The sequence below is a fragment of the Massilia sp. LXY-5 genome, from assembly GCF_059801075.1.
The window spans coordinates 1-17,363 of record NZ_JBNNEH010000004.1 but is presented as its reverse complement, the minus strand read 5'-3'; the positions used below and the strand labels follow the sequence as shown (position 1 = coordinate 17,363).

14 protein-coding genes are annotated in these 17,363 nt (G+C 66.0%); 4 read left to right on the top strand and 10 right to left on the bottom strand.

Features of this window, described 5'->3' with window-relative positions; all coding sequences use genetic code 11:
- Positions 1–41 precede the first annotated feature (41 nt).
- Together ACI48I_RS14295 and ACI48I_RS14290 are read left to right on the top strand one after the other, a co-directional pair.
- A complete protein-coding gene (locus ACI48I_RS14295) occupies positions 42–1,691 on the top strand; it encodes a VRR-NUC domain-containing protein (protein WP_498574540.1) in 1,650 nt (549 codons plus the stop codon).
- Positions 1,688–3,940, top strand: a complete 2,253-nt coding sequence (locus ACI48I_RS14290) for an ATP-dependent DNA helicase (protein ID WP_498574539.1) — start codon at positions 1,688–1,690, stop codon at positions 3,938–3,940. The genes ACI48I_RS14295 and ACI48I_RS14290 overlap by 4 nt, the downstream gene beginning before the upstream one ends.
- Here ACI48I_RS14290 and ACI48I_RS14285 read toward each other — a convergent pair whose 3' ends face one another.
- The 7 genes from ACI48I_RS14285 to ACI48I_RS14255 all read right to left on the bottom strand — a co-directional run bounded on the left by ACI48I_RS14285 (position 3,941) and on the right by ACI48I_RS14255 (position 10,754).
- Positions 3,941–4,669, bottom strand: coding sequence for a LytR/AlgR family response regulator transcription factor (locus ACI48I_RS14285; protein WP_498574538.1), 729 nt, complete (start codon positions 4,667–4,669; stop codon positions 3,941–3,943). It lies immediately after the preceding gene.
- A 3-nt stretch (positions 4,670–4,672) separates the two neighbouring features.
- Complete coding sequence (locus tag ACI48I_RS14280) at positions 4,673–5,761, bottom strand: sensor histidine kinase (RefSeq protein ID WP_193686293.1); 1,089 nt, start codon at positions 5,759–5,761, stop codon at positions 4,673–4,675.
- Entirely contained in the window at positions 5,761–6,543 is a 783-nt protein-coding gene (locus ACI48I_RS14275; RefSeq protein WP_227496508.1) for a LiaI-LiaF-like domain-containing protein, read from the bottom strand. The genes ACI48I_RS14280 and ACI48I_RS14275 overlap by 1 nt, the downstream gene beginning before the upstream one ends.
- Positions 6,536–6,907, bottom strand: coding sequence for a LiaF transmembrane domain-containing protein (locus tag ACI48I_RS14270; protein WP_193686294.1), 372 nt, complete (start codon positions 6,905–6,907; stop codon positions 6,536–6,538). The genes ACI48I_RS14275 and ACI48I_RS14270 overlap by 8 nt, the downstream gene beginning before the upstream one ends.
- A 187-nt stretch (positions 6,908–7,094) precedes the next feature.
- On the bottom strand, positions 7,095–7,271 hold the full coding sequence (locus ACI48I_RS14265) for a hypothetical protein (protein WP_193686295.1): 177 nt from the start codon (positions 7,269–7,271) through the stop codon (positions 7,095–7,097).
- Between the two features lie 41 nt (positions 7,272–7,312).
- A complete protein-coding gene (locus ACI48I_RS14260) occupies positions 7,313–7,477 on the bottom strand; it encodes a hypothetical protein (RefSeq protein WP_193686296.1) in 165 nt (54 codons plus the stop codon).
- A 313-nt stretch (positions 7,478–7,790) separates the two neighbouring features.
- A complete protein-coding gene (locus tag ACI48I_RS14255; RefSeq protein WP_193686297.1) occupies positions 7,791–10,754 on the bottom strand; it encodes a TonB-dependent receptor in 2,964 nt (987 codons plus the stop codon).
- Positions 10,755–10,988: 234 nt separating this feature from the next.
- Here ACI48I_RS14255 and ACI48I_RS14250 point away from each other — a divergent pair, with 234 nt between their 5' ends.
- Both ACI48I_RS14250 and ACI48I_RS14245 read left to right on the top strand, forming a co-directional pair.
- Positions 10,989–11,936: an N-acetylmuramoyl-L-alanine amidase-like domain-containing protein gene (locus ACI48I_RS14250; protein WP_498574537.1), complete on the top strand. Its 948-nt coding sequence runs from the start codon at positions 10,989–10,991 to the stop codon at positions 11,934–11,936.
- A 605-nt stretch (positions 11,937–12,541) separates the two neighbouring features.
- Positions 12,542–14,440: a polysaccharide biosynthesis protein gene (locus ACI48I_RS14245; protein WP_498574536.1), complete on the top strand. Its 1,899-nt coding sequence runs from the start codon at positions 12,542–12,544 to the stop codon at positions 14,438–14,440.
- Between the two features lie 136 nt (positions 14,441–14,576).
- On the opposite strand, the gene ACI48I_RS14240 is transcribed toward ACI48I_RS14245, so the two are convergent.
- The 3 genes from ACI48I_RS14240 to ACI48I_RS14230 all read right to left on the bottom strand — a co-directional run.
- Positions 14,577–14,723 carry a hypothetical protein gene (locus ACI48I_RS14240; RefSeq protein WP_193686300.1) on the bottom strand — a complete coding sequence of 49 codons (147 nt, stop codon included), beginning with the start codon at positions 14,721–14,723 and terminating at the stop codon, positions 14,577–14,579.
- A 45-nt stretch (positions 14,724–14,768) separates the two neighbouring features.
- Complete coding sequence (locus tag ACI48I_RS14235) at positions 14,769–15,818, bottom strand: polysaccharide biosynthesis/export family protein (protein WP_227496510.1); 1,050 nt, start codon at positions 15,816–15,818, stop codon at positions 14,769–14,771.
- A 258-nt stretch (positions 15,819–16,076) separates the two neighbouring features.
- On the bottom strand, positions 16,077–17,363 hold a 1,287-nt coding region (locus tag ACI48I_RS14230; protein WP_498574535.1), incomplete at its 5' end, for a TonB family protein.

Below are 17,363 nucleotides of genomic sequence, written 5' to 3'. Positions count from 1 at the left end.
CGGGGTTATACTGTACATAAGCACAGTTGTAGCCTCAAAAAATGAACAGGGTTCTGGAAAACGAGTTTTATTACCTGGATAACTTCCAGAGTGTCCTGGATTGGATCGTCAAGCGCTATCGCGACTTGCTGACCGACGAAGAGCAAGCCTTCATCGCCGCCTTCCCCACGCTGCCCCAGCCAGCGCGCGCCCTGTTCGTGCGCATGGTCATGCGCAAGGGCGAGCTGTTCCGGGCCAGCAAAATGCAGTACGCGGAAATCGGCTGCCCGGTCGAGGCCGCGCACGCCTTGCTGCCCAGCGGCTGGATCGAACTCGACCCCGTGCTCAGCCTCGACGAACTGTTCGACCTGCTGGCCAAGCCCGAGATCGCCGCCGCCTTCGGCGCCCATCTGCAGCAGAAAAGTGCGCGCAAGGCCGAGCAGCTCGAAGCGCTGCGCGCGGCCTTCGGCGAGAGCCGCGCCTTTTCCAGCTGGTACGCCGGCTGCAGCGACGTCGCCCTGCGCATTTTGGTCAAGCCGCTGTGCGATCGCCTGCGCCTGATTTTCTTCGGCAACCTGCGCCAGGACTGGACCGAGTTCGTGCTGGCCGACCTCGGCGTCTACCGTTTCGAACAGGTCGAGTTCTCCCCTGCCTCGCGCGGCTTTCGCGACCGGCGCGACATCGAGCATTACCTGCAGCTGCACGCCTGCAAGGAGCGCTTCAACGCCGGTCTCGAACCGATCGAGGACGTGTTGAAGGAACTGCCGATCGACGCCTTCGACAATGACTGGCTCGACAGCCGGCGCCTGAAATTCCTGTTCCAGGTCGGCCAGCATTTCGAGAAGCAGCAGGACTGGACACGCGCCATCGAGGTGTATACGCGCTGCGGCTATCCGGGTTCACGCGGTCGCGCGATCCGGGTGCTGGAAAAGGCCGAGCGCTATCTCGACGCCTGGCAGCTGTTGCAGCAGGCCGAACGGGAACCGGAGAACGACGCCGAGCGCCAGCACCTGTTGCGGATAGGCCCGCGCCTGGCGCGCAAGCTCGGCCACCCGAAGACCATCGCCCGCCGTCCGGCCGCGCCGGTGCGCCTGGATGTCTGCCTGCCGGTGCCGGGCGACGGTCCCTGGGTCGAAGGCGCCGTGCGCGACCACCTCGGCAGCGAGGCCGCGCCCGTCTTCTATGTCGAGAACACGCTGGCGAATGCCCTGTTCGGCCTGCTGTGCTGGCGCGCGGTCTTCGCCGCCATTCCCGGCGCCTTCTTCCACCCCTTCCACCGCGGCCCGGCCGATTTGTACAGCCTCGACTTCCAGCAGCGCCGCGCCGCGGAATTTGCCGACTGCCTGGCCCAGTGCGACGATGGCCGCTACCGCGCCACCATCCTCGCCCACTTCGAGGAAAAGGCCGGCATCTCTTCGCCCTTCGTGTCGTGGGAATACCTCGACCGCGCCCTGCTGGAACTGGCGCTCGATTGCATCCCGGCCGCCCACGTGAAACGCTGGTGCGAGCGCATCCTGGCCGACGTGAAGGCAAACCGCAGCGGCTTCCCCGACCTGATCCAGTTCTTCCCCGGCGAAGGGCGCTACCGCATGATCGAAGTAAAGGGGCCGGGCGACCGCCTGCAGGACAACCAGCTGCGCTGGATCGACTACTGCGCGGCGCACGACATGCCGGTCGCCGTGTGCTACCTGCAGTGGGAGCAGGCCGCTTGAGTTATGTCGTGGCGGTGCGGGCGCTGTGCGAATTCACGGCCAAACGCGGTGACCTCGACCTGCGCTTCACGCCTTCTCCCACCGCCCAGGAAGGCATCGCCGGCCACGCCGTCGTCACCGCGCGCCGCGGCGAAGGCTACCAGACCGAGGTCACGCTGGCGGGCGACCATGGCCTGCTGCACGTGCGCGGCCGCGCCGACGGCTACGACCCGGCGCAGAACCTGATCGAAGAGATCAAGACCTACCGCGGCCAGCTATCCTCGATGCCGGACAACCACCGCCACCTGCACTGGGCCCAGCTGCGCGTCTACGGCCACCTGCTGTGCGCCGCGCGCGGGCTGGAGCAAGTCAACCTCGCACTCGTCTACTACGAAATCGGCAGCGGCCTCGAGACCTCCCTGCGCGAGACGCGCAGTGCGCTTGAACTGAAAACCATGTTCGAGGAAGCCTGCGGACGCTTCGTCGAATGGGCCGAACAGGAACTGCGCCACCGTGAAGCGCGCGACGCGGCGCTTGTCGAGCTGCGCTTTCCGCACGCGGGCTTCCGCCCGGGCCAGCGCCAGCTCGCTGAAACCGTATTCAAGGCGAACGCTAGCTCCCGCTGCCTGCTGGCCCAGGCGCCGACCGGCATCGGGAAGACCATCGGCAGCCTGTTCCCGGTGCTGAAAGCGGCGCCTGCCCAACGGATCGACAAGATATTCTTCCTCGCCGCGAAGACCCCGGGCCGCCAGCTGGCACTCGACGCCGCCGGGGCGATCCGCGCCCACGCCCCCGATCTGCCGCTGCGCGTGCTCGAACTGACCGCGCGCGACAAGGCCTGCGAGCACCCCGACAAAGCCTGCCACGGCGACTCCTGCCCCCTGGCGCAAGGTTTTTACGATCGCCTGCCCGCCGCGCGCCAGGCAGCGTTGAGCGTACCGGTGCTCGACCGCGCCGCCCTGCGCGAGGTCGGCCTCGCGCACGACGTCTGCCCCTATTATCTCGGCAGCGAGATGGCGCGCTGGACCGATGTCGTCGTGGGCGACTATAACTATTATTTCGACGGCAGCGCGATGCTGTACGCGTTGGCCCAGGCCAACGGCTGGCGCGCCAGCGTGCTGGTCGACGAGGCACACAACATGGTGGCGCGGGCGCGTTCGATGTACTCCTGCGAACTCGATCGCGTGGCCCTGCGCGCCGCCCGCGCGGCGGCATCTCCGCTGATCAAAAAGGCCTTGAGCAAGATCGGAAAGGTGTGGAGCGAGATCGACGGAGCCGCCCCGCTGCCCTACCAGGTGCTCGATGCGCCCGGCGAGAAACTGCTCAACGCGCTGACCAACGCGACCAGCACCATCAACGACTTCGTCGCCGAACAACCGGGTCCGCTCGACCCGGCCCTGCAGCGTTTTCATTTCGATGCGATGCAGTTCGCGCGCCTGGCCGAATCCTTCGGCGAGCATTCCCTGGTCGACCTGACGCGCACGGGCGAGGACAGCGTGCTCTGCATCCGCAACGTGGTGCCGGCGCCCTTCCTGAAGCCCCGCTTCGAGGGCGCGCACTCGGTGACGCTGTTCTCGGCCACGCTCAGCCCCTGGCATTATTTCGCCGACCTGCTCGGCCTGCCCGGGAACACGGGCTGGGTGGACGTCGAGTCGCCCTTCCATGCCGGCCAGCTGAAGGTCCACATTGCGGCCAGGATCTCGACCCGCTACCAGCACCGCACGGCTTCCCTGGCGCCGATCGCGCACCTGATGGCCGGCCAGTATGCGCAGGCGCCCGGCAACTACCTCGCCTTCTTCAGCAGTTTCGACTACCTCGAGCAGGCGGCAAACCTGTTCGCCGAGCTGCATCCCGAGGTGCCGGTCTGGCGCCAGGAACGGCGCATGAGCGAACTTGAGCGCGCGGCTTTTCTCGACCGCTTCCACCCCGACGGACGCGGCATCGGTTTCGCCGTGCTGGGCGGCTCCTTTGGCGAAGGCATCGACCTGCCGGGCGCGCGCCTGATCGGCGCTTTCGTTGCCACCCTCGGCCTGCCGCAACTGAACCCGGTGAACGAGCAGCTCAAGGCGCGCATGCAGGCGATGTTCGGCGCCGGCTACGATTACACCTATCTGTATCCGGGCCTGCAGAAGGTGGTGCAGGCCGCCGGGCGCGTGATCCGCACCGAGCTCGATCAGGGCGTGGTCTACCTGATCGACGACCGTTTCGACCAGCCGGCGGTGCGCGAGCTGCTGCCGCGCTGGTGGCAGGTCGACCGGCTCCTCACCTGATCAGGCAATCAGCTCGCGCACCTTCTGGTAGCCGCTGCGGCTGACCGGCACCCGTTTGCCGTCCTTCAGGACCGCGCACCAGCTGTCCTTGGTGGGCGCCTCGATGCGCTCGATCGCGCCGACCTTGACGATATACGAGCGGTGCACGCGCACGAACAGCGACGGATCGAGCCCCTGCTCCAGTTCCGCCATGCGCCCGTTCTTCAGGTAGGTACGCCCGCCGGCGCTGATCGAGACGTAGTCGTCCTGCGCCTCGATCCAGTCGATGCCGGCGCTCGGCACCACGTGCACGCGCGCGCCGTCGCGGATCAGGATCCGCTCCAGCGGCCCGTGGCGCCGCGCCGCCTCCTGCGCCACCGCTTCGACCTGCGCGGCCGGCGCCGCGCGCTCCCTGGCGCTCGCCAGGGCCTGTCCCAGCCGCTCGCGGCTGAAGGGTTTCAGCAGGTAGTCGATCGCGCGCACCTCGAAAGCCTTCAGCGCGAACTGGTCGTAGGCGGTCACGAACACGTACTGCGTGCGTGCGCCCGCCAGTTCGACCACTTCGAATCCGTCGAGCTTCGGCATCTGGATGTCGAGGAAGACCAGGTCCGGCTGCAGCTCACCGATCGCCTTGACCGCCTCGAAACCGTTCGCGCATTCGGCCACGATCTCGATGTCGGGATAAGCGGCCAGGTATTCGCGCAGCAGCGCGCGCGCCAGGAATTCGTCGTCGACGAGGATGACACGCATGGCTCAACTCTCCGTAATGGGTTCGGTCTGGATCGGCAGCGCGATATCGACGCGAAAGCGCGCGTCGAATCGGGTCCAGTGCACGCTCGCCTCGTGGGCATAGGTCGCCGACAGGCGCTGGCGCACATTCGCCAGGCCGATGCCGCAGCCGGCTTTGGCATGCGCCGCATTGCCCTCGGCCTCGTCCGCGTCGGCGTCGTTCTCGACGCGGATGCGCAGCAGCGAGCCGTCGCATTCGGCGGCGATGCGCACCGTGCCGCCATCGAGCCGGTTGCCGATGCCGTGCTTGACGGCGTTTTCGACCAATGGCTGCAGCAGCATCGGCGGCAGCAGGCACTGCCCGGCCCCGGTGCCGATCGCGTCCTCGAAACGCAGGCGCTCGCCGAAGCGCACCTGCTCGATCGCGAGGAAGGCACGCACCAATGCAATCTCCTCGTCAAGAGCGACCTTGCGCTGCGCATCCATGCCCAGGCTGCGGCGCAGGAAGTCGGACAGTTGCAGGGTCATGCCGCGTGCGCGCGCGGGATCGATCGACGTCAGCGCACTGATCGAGTTCAGGCTGTTGAACAGGAAGTGCGGGTCGATCTGGGTGCGCAGCATGCGCAGTTCCGCTTCCTGCGCCGCCAGTTTCATTTCCAGCTCGCGCCGCTCGAGGCTGCGCGCGCGCTCGAATTCGAGGGCCAGGTAGTGGGCCACGGCGGTCAGGCCGTACAGGATGACGCCGAGGCCGAACATCAGGGCCGCGAACGGGCGCGTCATCGCCGGCATGCCCGGGACCAGGCCGCGCAGGGATTCGGCGAAACCGCCGCCGGCCGCGGTCCAGAGCGCGCTGGCGCACACGGCCGAACAGGTGAACACGCCCAGCACCGTCACCAGCGGCCTGGCCGCGAGCGGATAGGCGCGGCACAGGTAATACGAGGAAAACCCGCTGGCGCATCCGTAGACCAGGGCCAGGGGCACGGCGAACAGCAGGCTCGCCGTCCAGGGCGCGTCGCCGGCCGTCACCATCAGGCCGGCCAGCAGCGTCCCGAGCAGCGCCCAGGCCGCCAGGTAGAGCGCCGTGCTGCGCGCGGTGCCGGGCGCGCCGATCATCAGTTGCGTACTTCCACGCCGCCCATGATCGCGTAACCGCGCACGACCAGGCGCTTGCTGCCATCGGGCGGCTTCACGGTTTTCTCTTCGAAGCCGCCCAGGATCGGCGTGCCTTCCAACACCACGGTCCAGTCGGGCGGCACCTTGAGCGTGACCCCGCCCCAGAAGGCGAACACATGGATCACGGCTTCGCCCGTTATCGAGGCCTCGCGCAGGTCGAGCGCGCAGCCGCCCATCACCGCGGTCACCTCGCCGCCGCGGAAATCCGGGCTGTGCACACGGCGTTCGAAGCCGCCGAGGATCGCGGTCACGTCGACCGTCTGCCTATCGCCGGCAAGCGCGTCCGGAACGCCGTCCTTGCCGTCGACCACGGCCACGCCAAAGCGCACCGAGCGCTGGCCGGTCATGGCCCGGTACACCACCAGCGCACCGACCGCTATCAGGATCAGCGGCCAGGCGGCGCGCCACGAAAAATAGATGATGCCGAGGCGGTGCAGGATCATCGTCACGCCGACGCCGATGCCGGCCAGGCCGACCAGGTAGCCGTTCGGGCTGGTGGTGTCGAGCAGTTTGGCAACGCCGGCGAAGATGAAGACCAGCGGCCAGAAGGCGAGCGCGTCGCGCACTTCGATGATGTCGAGGTTATCCAGCAAAAACAGCAGGCCGATGGCGATCACCAGCACGCCCATCAGGACCTGGCTGGTCATGCCGCGGTCCGCACGGCGTGCGGCACGGCGGGCCTGGCGCGCAGCACGGCGGTCGTCGATCGTATCCTTAAGCATGGTCATTCTCCTTCGATTGCGGGAAGCGGCGGCGGAAGACGGGGGTGAGCACCAGCAGCACGCCCCACATCAGCAGGAACAGCGGCCAGCTGTTGCGGAAGGTCAGGCCGAACAGGCCTTCGAACACCGCGAACAGCCACAGGCCGGTGAAGATCGTCCACAGCCCGTTGCGGAACTGGCGCGCGCTCGGATAGCCGATCGTCTGGTTGATGCCGGCCACGACCAGCAGCAGCGGCCAATAATGCCATAGCGACTCGGCCTCGATGATATCCATGCGGTCGAGCAGGAATACGACGCCGACCACGATCAGGACCAGGCCCCACACCATCTGCTTGCGCGTCGTGTAACTGATTTCGGAACTCATCTCGTCCTCCGTGTTGTGATGGAAGGACGATAACGGGGAGCGGAGAAGAAGGAAAGCGCCTTTCGGCGAATGGCGGCGCCGGGTCGGCGAATGGCGAAGGGATCGGCGAACGGCGCTGCCGGGCGCCATCGGTCAAGAAATAAAAAAGCCCGCCTCGGAGGGCGGGCTGTTCGCTGCCTGGAAGGAATCAGGCGGCCGATGCGGACAGGCTCATTGGCGGCTGGCCCTTGACCTGGTTGCGGTATTTGGCGCGCGCGGTGGCCTGCTTGACGGCCTCGCGTTCGATGTTGGTGCGGCGGATGTCGAGACGTTCGTCCTTGCCGCGGTGCTGTGCTTCGTGTTTGTTGCCGATACGCTTGGTCATGTGCTTCTCCTCTGTGAAATCTGTCGGTTCGAAAGCGTCCGCTAGGAACGGTTGGTGGCCAGCTTCAGGTCCGCCGGCATCAGCATCCCCCACCCCAGCTGGCGCCGGATTTCCTCGGGCGTCGGCGGCGGTTGCGGATCGCGCGACCGGCGCGCGAGGTATTCGCGCACCAGGTGCTTCGGGGGATTCTTCGTCGTGGCAGACATTGGGCCTCCGCTTCCGGATTGTCATTGCCGTCGCTACAAAGCGCCGGCCTGGATCTGGTGCCGATCCTCGAGGCGACCGGCTAACCTGTTGAGGTATTTGGCAGGCCTGCAGAACGAATTCGCTGGCGCCTCACTCACACGGCTTCATCATATCGATTGCATAAGATCCGGACCGTTAGGTGGCGCACACAGGCATGGCGGATGAGCTGCCGATGCGGCGCGAGATATTGTAGGACTGGACATACACGAGTGGCTTGGACGCGAAAAAGGGGAGCCGGCGCTCCCCTTTTTCTGGTGCTGCGCTGCTACCCGATCAGAACTTGTACTTCAGGTTCAGGTAGAACTGGCGGCCGCTGACGTCCAGTTTCTGCTGCTCTTCTTCGCTGTAGCGATAGTAGGCGCGCTTGACGTTGGTCAGGTTGGTGGCGTCGAACGAGACGATCAGGTTGGGCGAGATGTTGTAGCTGGCATTGAAGGCCAGCGTCGTCACCGGCGCCGCCATCGTCGGCGCGGCGAACATCAGCTTGCCGTCGACGAGCGACTTGTTGTTCGTCGAGTTCGGCGTCGGCGCGGTCGTCGTGTTGACGTACTCGCTGCGGTAGTTCGCCACAAGGCGGGCCGAGACGCGGTCGTTCTCGAAATAGGCGCCGAGGTTGGCGCCGTATTCCGAGGCGCCGGTCATCGGACGGCCGTCGTCGACCTTGGTTTTGGCGCGGCTCACGTTCGACGTGAAGCCGAACGGGGTATTGCCGAACGGCTGCTCGTAGGACAGTTCGATGCCGGCGATCTTCGCACCCTGCTGGGTCGAGGTGTTGACTGCGAAGGTCTTGACGATGCTGTCACGCGGATCGACCAGCTGGACGGTGTCGCCGCCGGCCGAACCGGTCTTCGGATAGCCCGCGATCTTCGAGTAGAACACGTTCACGCCGACCATCGAACGGCGCGCGAAATACCAGGCCCACGAGGCGTCGATGTTCTTGGCGACCATCGGTCCCAGGTTCGGGTTCGGGCCGTTCACGGTGCAGCCCGAGACGAGGCAGTTGGCGCCGCTGTAGCCGGCGCCCAGCAGGTTGTAGTTCTGGCGGCCGACCGTCTTGCTGGCGCCGAAGCGGGCGATCATGTCCTTGTCCAGCTCATAGCGCAGGTTCAGGCTCGGCAGGACGTTATTGAAGGTCTCGTCGGTTGGCTGCTTGTAGTAGACGACGCCTGCCAGCGGGTTGAACACGGTGTCGTCATACAGCTGCACGCCTTCGCCCACCGTGGTCAGCGCAGTCGGGAAAGCCGGGCAAGGAATCGCGGGCTGGCCCGGCGCCGAACGGGCGCAGGCGCCGGTCGGCAGCGGGATCGGGACCTGGGCGTTGACGCGGGTGCGCACGAAGCGCAGGCCGACGTTGCCGGACAGGCGGTCCAGCTCCAGGTTGGCCATCACGTACGCGGCGCTCTGGCGCTCACGCATGTCGAGTTCGGTTGCGGCGCGGCGTTCCCAGTCGGCCGAGGTGGCCTTGCTGTTGGCGGCGAAGTAGGCCTTCAGCGCATCCGGGGTCAGGGTCCAGCTGGTGTTGTCCCAGCCGGCCGGGCCGTCCAGGCCGGCGCCGAAGTCCGACGGATACGCCTTCCAGGTGTCCGGACCTGTCGGCGCATTCACCGACAGGTTGCTGCTGCGCAGCTGCGGGAAGCGGCGCGCGCTGTCGCGGCGGTGGTCGGCGTAACGCACGCCGGCTTCGAGCGACTGGAACAGTCCCTTCTCGAGGCGGTATTCGGCATCGAACTGCAGGCTGTGTTCCTTGTCGGTCGTCTTCACGCCCGAGGCGGCGCGGCCGGTCAGCTTGTAGCCACTGCCGTCGGCATTCATGCCAGGGACGTTCGGACCGGTACCGTAGTACTGGACGAAAGGCGCATCGCGCAGGCTGCCCAGCGCATACGAGACGCCGGTGCCGTAGCGGGTATAGGTCAGGCCCTGGTCGAGGCCGGTCTCGCCGACGCCGCGCGTGGTCGAGAACAGGGTCTTGACCGTCAGGTCCTGGTTGACGCGGTATTTCGCGTCCAGGTCGAGGAAGGCGCTGCTCGACTTGGCCCCGTCGCGGTAAGCGCCCTCGGTCTCGCCGATATATTGTGGCGGCGTGCCGGCCGGGTACAGGATGTCCGCACTCTTGAGCACGCGCAGCTGGTCGCCGTAGAGCGTCGTTTCGTTGACGATCACCGGATTCTTGATTTGCGCATAGACGCGCTGGCCGTTCACCGAGGTCGGGGTGGTGCCGCCGGCCGGTCCTGCCTCGCCGCGCAGCATGCTGAACATCGCGCCGGCATTCAGGCGGCCGAAGTTGTTCGCTTTCATGCCCGAGTGGAAGCCGGTCATGGTCATGTCGAGGTCGTTGTTCGGCTTGAACTGGAGCGAGAACATGCCGCCCTTGCGGTCACGCACGCTTTCGACGAATTCCGTGCTCATCGAACCAGGCAGGCGCACGCCCTCGAGGTCGGCGGCCTTGTAGCCGCTGCCGGCCAGCGAAGCATCGGTAATGCCAGGCATTTTCGCGAGATTGATCACATCCCAGCCGCTGCCGCCGGCATAAGCGAAACGCGACGCGGAATCGCGCCGTACATAGCGCTTCTCGGCAAAGCCCTGGACGATCACGCCCACCGTGCCGGCCTCGTTCTTCCAGTTGACGCTGGCATTGAAGTCCGGCGCGGCCTTGCCCGGCAGCTCGGCATAGCTCATGCCGCCGCTGATGACGCCGGAGAGGCGCTCTTTCTGCGACAGCGGCTTGCGCGTGGTCACGTTGATGGTGCCGGCCAGGCCGCCGTCAACGAGGTTTGCCTGCGAAGTCTTGTAGACCAGTGCCTGGTTCAGCACGCTCGAAGGCATCAGCGACAGGCTGGTCGAGCGGCTGCTCGAGAGCTGGTCGGCGACATACCAGTCGCCGCCCGAGACCGTGTGGCCGTTGAAAATGATCAGCGTCATGTCGGCATTCGTACCGCGCATCGACACCTTTTCCGCCTCGTCGTAGTCGGTACGCACCGCCACGCCGGACAGGCGCTGGAGCGAGTCGGCCAGGTTCTTGTCGGGCATCTTGCCCACGTCTTCCGCCGTGATGACCTCGACGTTGGCGGTCGCATTCTTCTTCACGTTCAGCGATTTGGCCATCGAGGCTCGGATGCCGGTCACCTCGACGGTCTGCATCGGGGCTTCCGCCCCTGCCGTCTGCGCCATGGCGGGCAAGGCGGTCAGGCTCCACAGTGCCATCGAAACGGCGGCGGCCAGCGGCTTCTGTTTGAACATTCTCTCTCTCCTGGATATAAGTATGGTGTGCTGCGGGCGGCGGACGAGCGCTGCCATATTGGTAGTATTAGCTATAAGTTAATGACTGGAAAATTACTTGTCGTCCCGCAGCTATAACTTGAAGGAATGTTTGAGTTACGCAACAGTTGGTTATGGATGGGCGACAAATTGGTATTGTCAAATCCTGCGCGGCCGCGTTAGCGTCTTGAAAACACTACAAGGAGACCTGTTTCCATGCGCTTTGCTCCCCTGCTGCTCGTTGCGGCCACCCTCGGCGGCTGCGCCAGCCAGTCCACCCTGCCCGCTCCCGCCAGGCCGGCAGCGCCCGCCCCGCTCGTGATCGAGGCCGTGCTGCAAAAGCAGATCTATCAGATGACGCCGGTCGAAGCCGGGCGCTACATCGCCTGGGCCCACGCAGCCGAGCCGGACCTGCGCAAGCGCATCGCCGCGATCGGGCGCAAGAACCTGGGCCAGCCCTATCTGCTGAACCTGCTGGGCGAGTTTCCCTTCGAGGTACACGACGATTTGCCGATGTTCAGCCTCGAGCGCAGCGATTGCGTCGTGTTCGCGGAACACACCTATGCGATGGCACTGTCGCGTTCGTGGGAAGAATTCTTCTGGATGCTGCAACGGATCCGCTACCGCGACGGCGTGATCGGCGTCGCCACGCGCAACCACTACACCGAGATGGACTGGAACGTCGCCAACAGCTGGCTGGTCACCGACATCAGCGCGCAGCTGGCTGGATCGAATGGCCCAAGCTACGCGATGCGGGTCGACCGCGCACGCTTCCTGAAAACCCGCCACAACACCGAGCGCGCCATCCCGGTCGAGACCAGCCGCCAGAGCTATGTGCCGAAGGAACAGGTCGCGACCATCGCCAGCCAGCTCCAGGAAGGCGATTTCGTCAACGTCATCTCGACCCGCGACGGCGAGCACTGGGCCTCGCACGTCGGCCTGGTCGTGCTGGGCGCGGATGGCGAACGCCACCTGCTGCATTCGCAGGAACCGAAAGTGCGTGAAGAAAGCTTCGACTCCTTCATCGCGCGCGCCGCCGAACGCGAAGCGCGCAATGTCCGGGAAGGCAGGAATGGCCAGCGCCTGGCCGGCTTCAAGTTCCTGCGCCTGAACGACAACATCGTGGTGCCGCCGATGGCGCCGCAGCCACGCCCGGGCAGCTGATCCGTCCTGTCTCCCGCGCGTGCCAACGGTGCGCGCCGAAGTCCCCTCCCCTCGGGCGGCATCGCGCTGCCGTCCTCGCCCGGCCCTGAGCGCGCCTGTCGCGCTTCCTCCCCATGCATCCGCGCCGGATTGCGCACGCCGGCCGCGCATAGTCGGCCCTGCCGCAACATTCTCCCGATTTATTATTTCCTGACTTTTACATTCCAATCGGAAATCTATTGCCAACTCGACTGCAATTTATTTCCGAATTACATTTCCTCAATTAAATAAATAGCCGACTTCATTTTAATTCGCAATTTTCGGTTGAGCAGGGTCAAACTCAGCAATCCGACCGGGACAGATAATTAATTTATTCAACAACGGCCAGTTCATTTTCCGCATCGGCTTCATATACGAATTCCACACCCCTTATTTCATTTCAGGCCACATTTCAGACGATTGCTTTCTCAATTCATCTACATTCCATTTACTGTCCACCGCTTATACCACTCCTATCGCAACCACTCGATCAAGTAATGCGCGCCATGCAAACTTTCCCGCACCGAGTATTAAGCCAGTTCTGCGCCGGAATGGTATCGCTGCATCGGACCACGAAAATAGCGCTGATGATCTGCATCGACCTGGTGGCATTGCCCTTATGTTTTCTGGTCGCGATGTTATTGCGGGGCGGCGACCTGAAACTCGCGGCGCATTATGGTCCGGCCTCGTATTTGATTGTCGCGCTGGTGACGATCGCCGCCTTTTCGATGTCCGATCTTTATCGCGCGGTTATTCGCTTCATCGACGGCCGCTTATTGAGCGCCACCGGCCTGGCGCTCGGTATTGCGGTGTTGTGCGCCTATGTCGTACTGTTTGCGATTAACGACGCCATGTTTCCGCGCAGTGCGCTGGCCATTTACTGGTTCATCGCCTTTTCCTATGTGGTCACCTCGCGCATCGGCATGCGCAATTTCCTGCGCAACCACGGCAGCCGCCGGGGGAGTTCGGACGCGGTGGCCATCTACGGTGCCGGCGAAGCCGGCGCCCGCCTCGCGCAAACCATGCGCAACAGCGACGAATACCGGCCGGTCTGCTTCTTCGACGACAAGCGCGCGCTGAACGACCGCACCATCGCCGGGCTGCGCGTGTTCCAGACCGGCCGCCTGGCCGACCTGGTCGCCGCGCACGGCATCCGTACGGTCGTCATCGCGGTGCCCGGCATGCCCGCCGAACGCCTGCGCGACATCATGCAGCGCCTGGCCGGGGCTGGCGTTACCGCCAAGATCCTGAGCCGGCTGGTCGACCTGGCCGATGACCGGGCCCGTCCGCGCGACTCGATCCGCGAACTGAAGTTCGAAGACCTGCTCGGCCGGCCGGCGGTGCCACCGCGGCTCGACCTGTTCGCCCGCTGCGTGCGCGGCAAGACGGTGCTCGTCACCGGCGCCGGCGGCTCCATCGGCAGCGAACTGTGCCGCCAGATCGTCACGCTCGGCCCGAACCGCCTGCACCTGCTCGACCACTCCGAATTCGCCCTGTACACGATTCGCCAGGAGCTCGGCACGCGCTTTCCCGAACTGCGCATCGACGCCCACCTCGGTTCGGTCTGCAATGCCGACCTGGTCGAGCGCATCCTCGCCGAAAGCCAGGTCGACACGGTCTACCATGCCGCCGCCTACAAGCACGTGCTTCTGGTTGAGACCAACATCGTCGAAGGCCTGCGCAACAACGTGCTCGGCGCCCAGGTCATCGCTGCGGCCTGCGCCAGCCACCACGTCGAAACCTGCGTGCTGATCTCGAGCGACAAGGCGGTGCGTCCGACCAATATCATGGGCGCCAGCAAGCGTATTGCCGAGCTTATCTTCCAGGCCGCGGCCGCCAAGCGCGGCACGCAGACGACCTTCTGCATGGTCCGCTTCGGCAACGTGCTCGGCTCCTCCGGCTCGGTGATCCCGCTGTTCCAGCGCCAGATCGCGCGCGGCGGACCGCTCACCATCACCCACCCCGAGGTGTCGCGCTACTTCATGCTCATTCCCGAAGCGGCGCAGCTGGTGATCCAGGCCGGCGCCATGGCCAAGGGCGGCGACGTGTTCGTTCTCGACATGGGCGAACCGGTACGCATCGTCGAACTGGCGCGCACGCTGCTGGCCATGTCCGGCCTGACCGAAAAGACGCCGCAGAACCCGGGCGGCGACATCGAAATGAAATTCGTCGGCCTGTTCCCGGGCGAGAAGCTGCACGAAGAGCTGCTCACCGATGGCACCGTCTTCCCGAGCGAACATCCGCGCATCATGCGCATGAAGGAAAACGCGCTGCGCCCGAGCGTGCTCGAGACCTGCATCACCTGCCTGATGATGGCCTGCGAAACGCACGAGCGCGGCATGATCGAATCGATGGTCAAGGCCATCGTCAGCGAGTACACACCCCAGTTGCCGGCCACCGCTCCGGCGCAACTACCCGAACCCGAAGTCGAATCGGGCAAGGCACGGCTTAGTCTCATCCACAAGTTCGTGCCCTTTCGCATCTAGCGGCTGCAACCATCTCCACCCACCCACCTACAGTTGGCGAGGAACACATGCGCGACGAAAATCAATCAGCCCACCTGCAACGGCTCACGGCCAAACTGCGCGACCGCACCGCGGTCATCGGCATCATCGGACTCGGCTACAGCGTGTTGAAATGCCCTTTCAGGTCGACCGCCGGTTCGTCGGCGCCGGCCAGGGCCGGCCGTGGATCGAAGGGGACACTCAGGATCGGCGGACTATGCGCGACATGATGCGTCAGCGGCAGGTGTTCGGCAGGCTTGGTCATAATTTTCTCCGATGCTCACTCGCGTTCAGTGGCGCTGATTGACGCTCATTGTCTGTTGGTGACACCGACCGCGTTGGTCAGCGCGCCGGGGAATAGTAGGCTCAGTTGGCGGTTCCAGTTGGCCAGCGGCGAGGCGGCGACATAGACCACGTCCTTCGGCCGCAGCTCGAAGGACTCGGCCATCGCCAGCGAGCCGGCCAGGCGGGCGTCGAGCTGGAATACGCGCGTGCGCTCGGGCGTCTTGCGCACGACGTAGATCTGGCGCGCATCGCCGCTGAGCGGGCTGATGCCGCCGGTCTCGCCCAGCGCTTCGTTCAGGGTCAGGCGGCCGTCGTGCATCGTCAGCGCCCGCGGCGTGACGACTTCGCCGGAGACGAAGACCTTGCTTTCGTCGCGCGAGTGCACCCGCACGACGTCGCCCGGGGCCAGCATGATGTTGCCCGGATTGATGCCCTTCTGGACCAGGTCGCGCAGGTTGACGCGGTAGCGCGCGTCGCCCCGTTCGACGGCGATCCGGCTCTGGTCGGCCGTGGGCAGCAGCCCGCCGGCGCGGTTCAGCGCTTCGACCAGGGTCATCGGGATGTCGTTGATCGCCTGCAGGCCCGGCTGCTTGACCTCGCCGTCGATGTAGACGCGCTTGCTGCGGTAGGACTGGACCCGCAATGTGATGTTCGGGTTGGCGATGTAGCGCGCCAGCTTCTGCGTCAGCAGCGCGCGTGCCGCCTCCTCGGTCAGCCCCTCGACCGGCAGCAGGCCGGCGAACGGGAACTGGATCCGGCCCAGGTGGTCGACCACGAAGCCCGGCTGCGGCGCGTTCGCGTTGACGCTGGCGCTCATGCCGCTGGCGTCGGCCGCGGCGGTCGCGGCCGTCATGCCGCCGCCCGCCAGCTCGGGATGATCCCAGACGACGATCGACAGGATATCGCCGCGCCCGATGGCGTAAGGCGGGGGATTCGGCACCATCAGGCGCGACAGGTCCTGCTCGGCCGGCCGTCCGCTTGCCTGCTTCTCGGCCGCGATCAGCTGCTCGGTGATCATCTCGGTCGGCGGCGGGGGCTCGGCCTTGCCCTGGCTGTCCTGTGAATTGAACTGCAAACCGGTGGCGCATCCACCCAGTAGTAGCGAAAGGAACGCAGTTGCCGCGGCGACTAAACGCCAACGCAAAATTTCTGTTGGAAAATTCATGGCTTGACCTGTGAAATAGCTGCCGTTCTCTGGCTGACCGACTCAGCGTACGGCGTCCATCACAGGCGGCTTTTGCTGCATATCAAACGGCAGGCTCTGGCAACTCCGGTGCGGGCAGTTCGCAACTGCCCGGTCCATGCTTGAGTGCCGATCGTAAATGGCGTAGCCTCAACGCACTTCTTCGAGCAGCCTCAGGTTCTCGGCAAACAGCCAGATGCGGCGGATTTCGATCACGTCGAAGCGCGCCGCGACGTTCGGCGGAAAGGCAGCGTAGCGGGCGTTCAGGCGCACGATGCGGCGCACGGCCTCATCCAGATCGGCGCGGCCGCTCGAGCGCACGATGGTCACGTCGTCGACGCTGCCGTCGCTGCGCAGGGCCACGCTGACCAGGGGATCGGAACGCCCCGGGCCACCTGCCAGTTGCATGCGGATCTGCGCGGCATTGCGCTCGATTTTCTGGCGGAAGCTGTCGACGTACAGGCGCAAGGGCACGTCGCGCTCGAGCGTATCAACCACGCGCCGTCGGGCGTCCGCCATCTGCTGGGCCGGCCGCAGCGCTGCAGGCGGCGTACCGGGCAAGTCGATGCCGCGCAACAGTTCGCGCGCCCTGCTCCCCAGGCTGCCGCGCTCGAGGGTTCCGCGCGGCAAAGTGCCGCCGGCACCGGCGCCACTCCCGGGCACGCTACCCGGCGCGCCGCCCTCGCCCCCGTTCACGGGCCCGGACGCCTGCGCCGCCTGGCGCGCACCATCCTTCTCTGCGGCTTCATTCGCGGCCTGCTGCGCTTGCCGACGCGCCAGTTCCTCCTGCACCGCCTGCGCCGCCACTGCCTCGGCGCGTTGGCGGCGTTCCCGCTCTTCTTCCTCCTGCCGGCGCGCCAATTGCTGAGCGCGCTCCCTGGCGGCCTCCTCGGCCAGCCGGCGCTCACGTTCGACCGCGACCCGCCGGGCAGCCTCCTCGGCTGCGAGCCGCGCGGCCTCGCGTACCCGATCCCCATCGAGTGCGCGCTGCTCGGCGAGAGCGCGGGCACGCGCCTCGTCCTCGGCAAGCCCTTGCTGCCGTTCCCGCTCCTGGCGCAACTGTTCGTCCTGGCGCCGCCGGGCTTCTGCGTCGCGCTCGGCGGCCAGCAAGCGCTCGCGCGCCGCCGCTTCGTCGAGCCGGCGCGCCCGGTCCCGCTCGGCCCGCTCCTGCTCCCGCTTCTGCTCCCGCAGCGCGGCCGCAGCTTCCTCGGCCAGACGTTGCTCCTGCGCGCGCCCGGCGGCCTGGCGCCGCAGCGACTCCTGCTGTTCCCGCTCGCGCGCTGCGCCGGCCAGGCGTTCGCGCTCAGCCTCTTGTTCACGCAATTGCGCCAGCCGCCCCGCTTCCTCGGTGGCCGCCCGTTGTTCCTCCGCACGCGCGCGGGCGGCGGCGTCCTCGTCCACGCGCGGCTCGGGTTCGGCCAGCGCCGCAGCCAGCTG

Coding starts and splice junctions, on each gene's coding strand:
- ACI48I_RS14295 (WP_498574540.1), top strand. CDS start 42: ATGAACAGGGTTCTGGAAAACGAGTTTTATTACCTGGATAACTTCCAG.
- ACI48I_RS14285 (WP_498574538.1), bottom strand. CDS start 4,669: ATGCGTGTCATCCTCGTCGACGACGAATTCCTGGCGCGCGCGCTGCTG.
- ACI48I_RS14280 (WP_193686293.1), bottom strand. CDS start 5,761: ATGATCGGCGCGCCCGGCACCGCGCGCAGCACGGCGCTCTACCTGGCG.
- ACI48I_RS14275 (WP_227496508.1), bottom strand. CDS start 6,543: ATGCTTAAGGATACGATCGACGACCGCCGTGCTGCGCGCCAGGCCCGC.
- ACI48I_RS14270 (WP_193686294.1), bottom strand. CDS start 6,907: ATGAGTTCCGAAATCAGTTACACGACGCGCAAGCAGATGGTGTGGGGC.
- ACI48I_RS14265 (WP_193686295.1), bottom strand. CDS start 7,271: ATGACCAAGCGTATCGGCAACAAACACGAAGCACAGCACCGCGGCAAG.
- ACI48I_RS14260 (WP_193686296.1), bottom strand. CDS start 7,477: ATGTCTGCCACGACGAAGAATCCCCCGAAGCACCTGGTGCGCGAATAC.
- ACI48I_RS14255 (WP_193686297.1), bottom strand. CDS start 10,754: ATGTTCAAACAGAAGCCGCTGGCCGCCGCCGTTTCGATGGCACTGTGG.
- ACI48I_RS14250 (WP_498574537.1), top strand. CDS start 10,989: ATGCGCTTTGCTCCCCTGCTGCTCGTTGCGGCCACCCTCGGCGGCTGC.
- ACI48I_RS14245 (WP_498574536.1), top strand. CDS start 12,542: ATGATCTGCATCGACCTGGTGGCATTGCCCTTATGTTTTCTGGTCGCG.
- ACI48I_RS14240 (WP_193686300.1), bottom strand. CDS start 14,723: ATGACCAAGCCTGCCGAACACCTGCCGCTGACGCATCATGTCGCGCAT.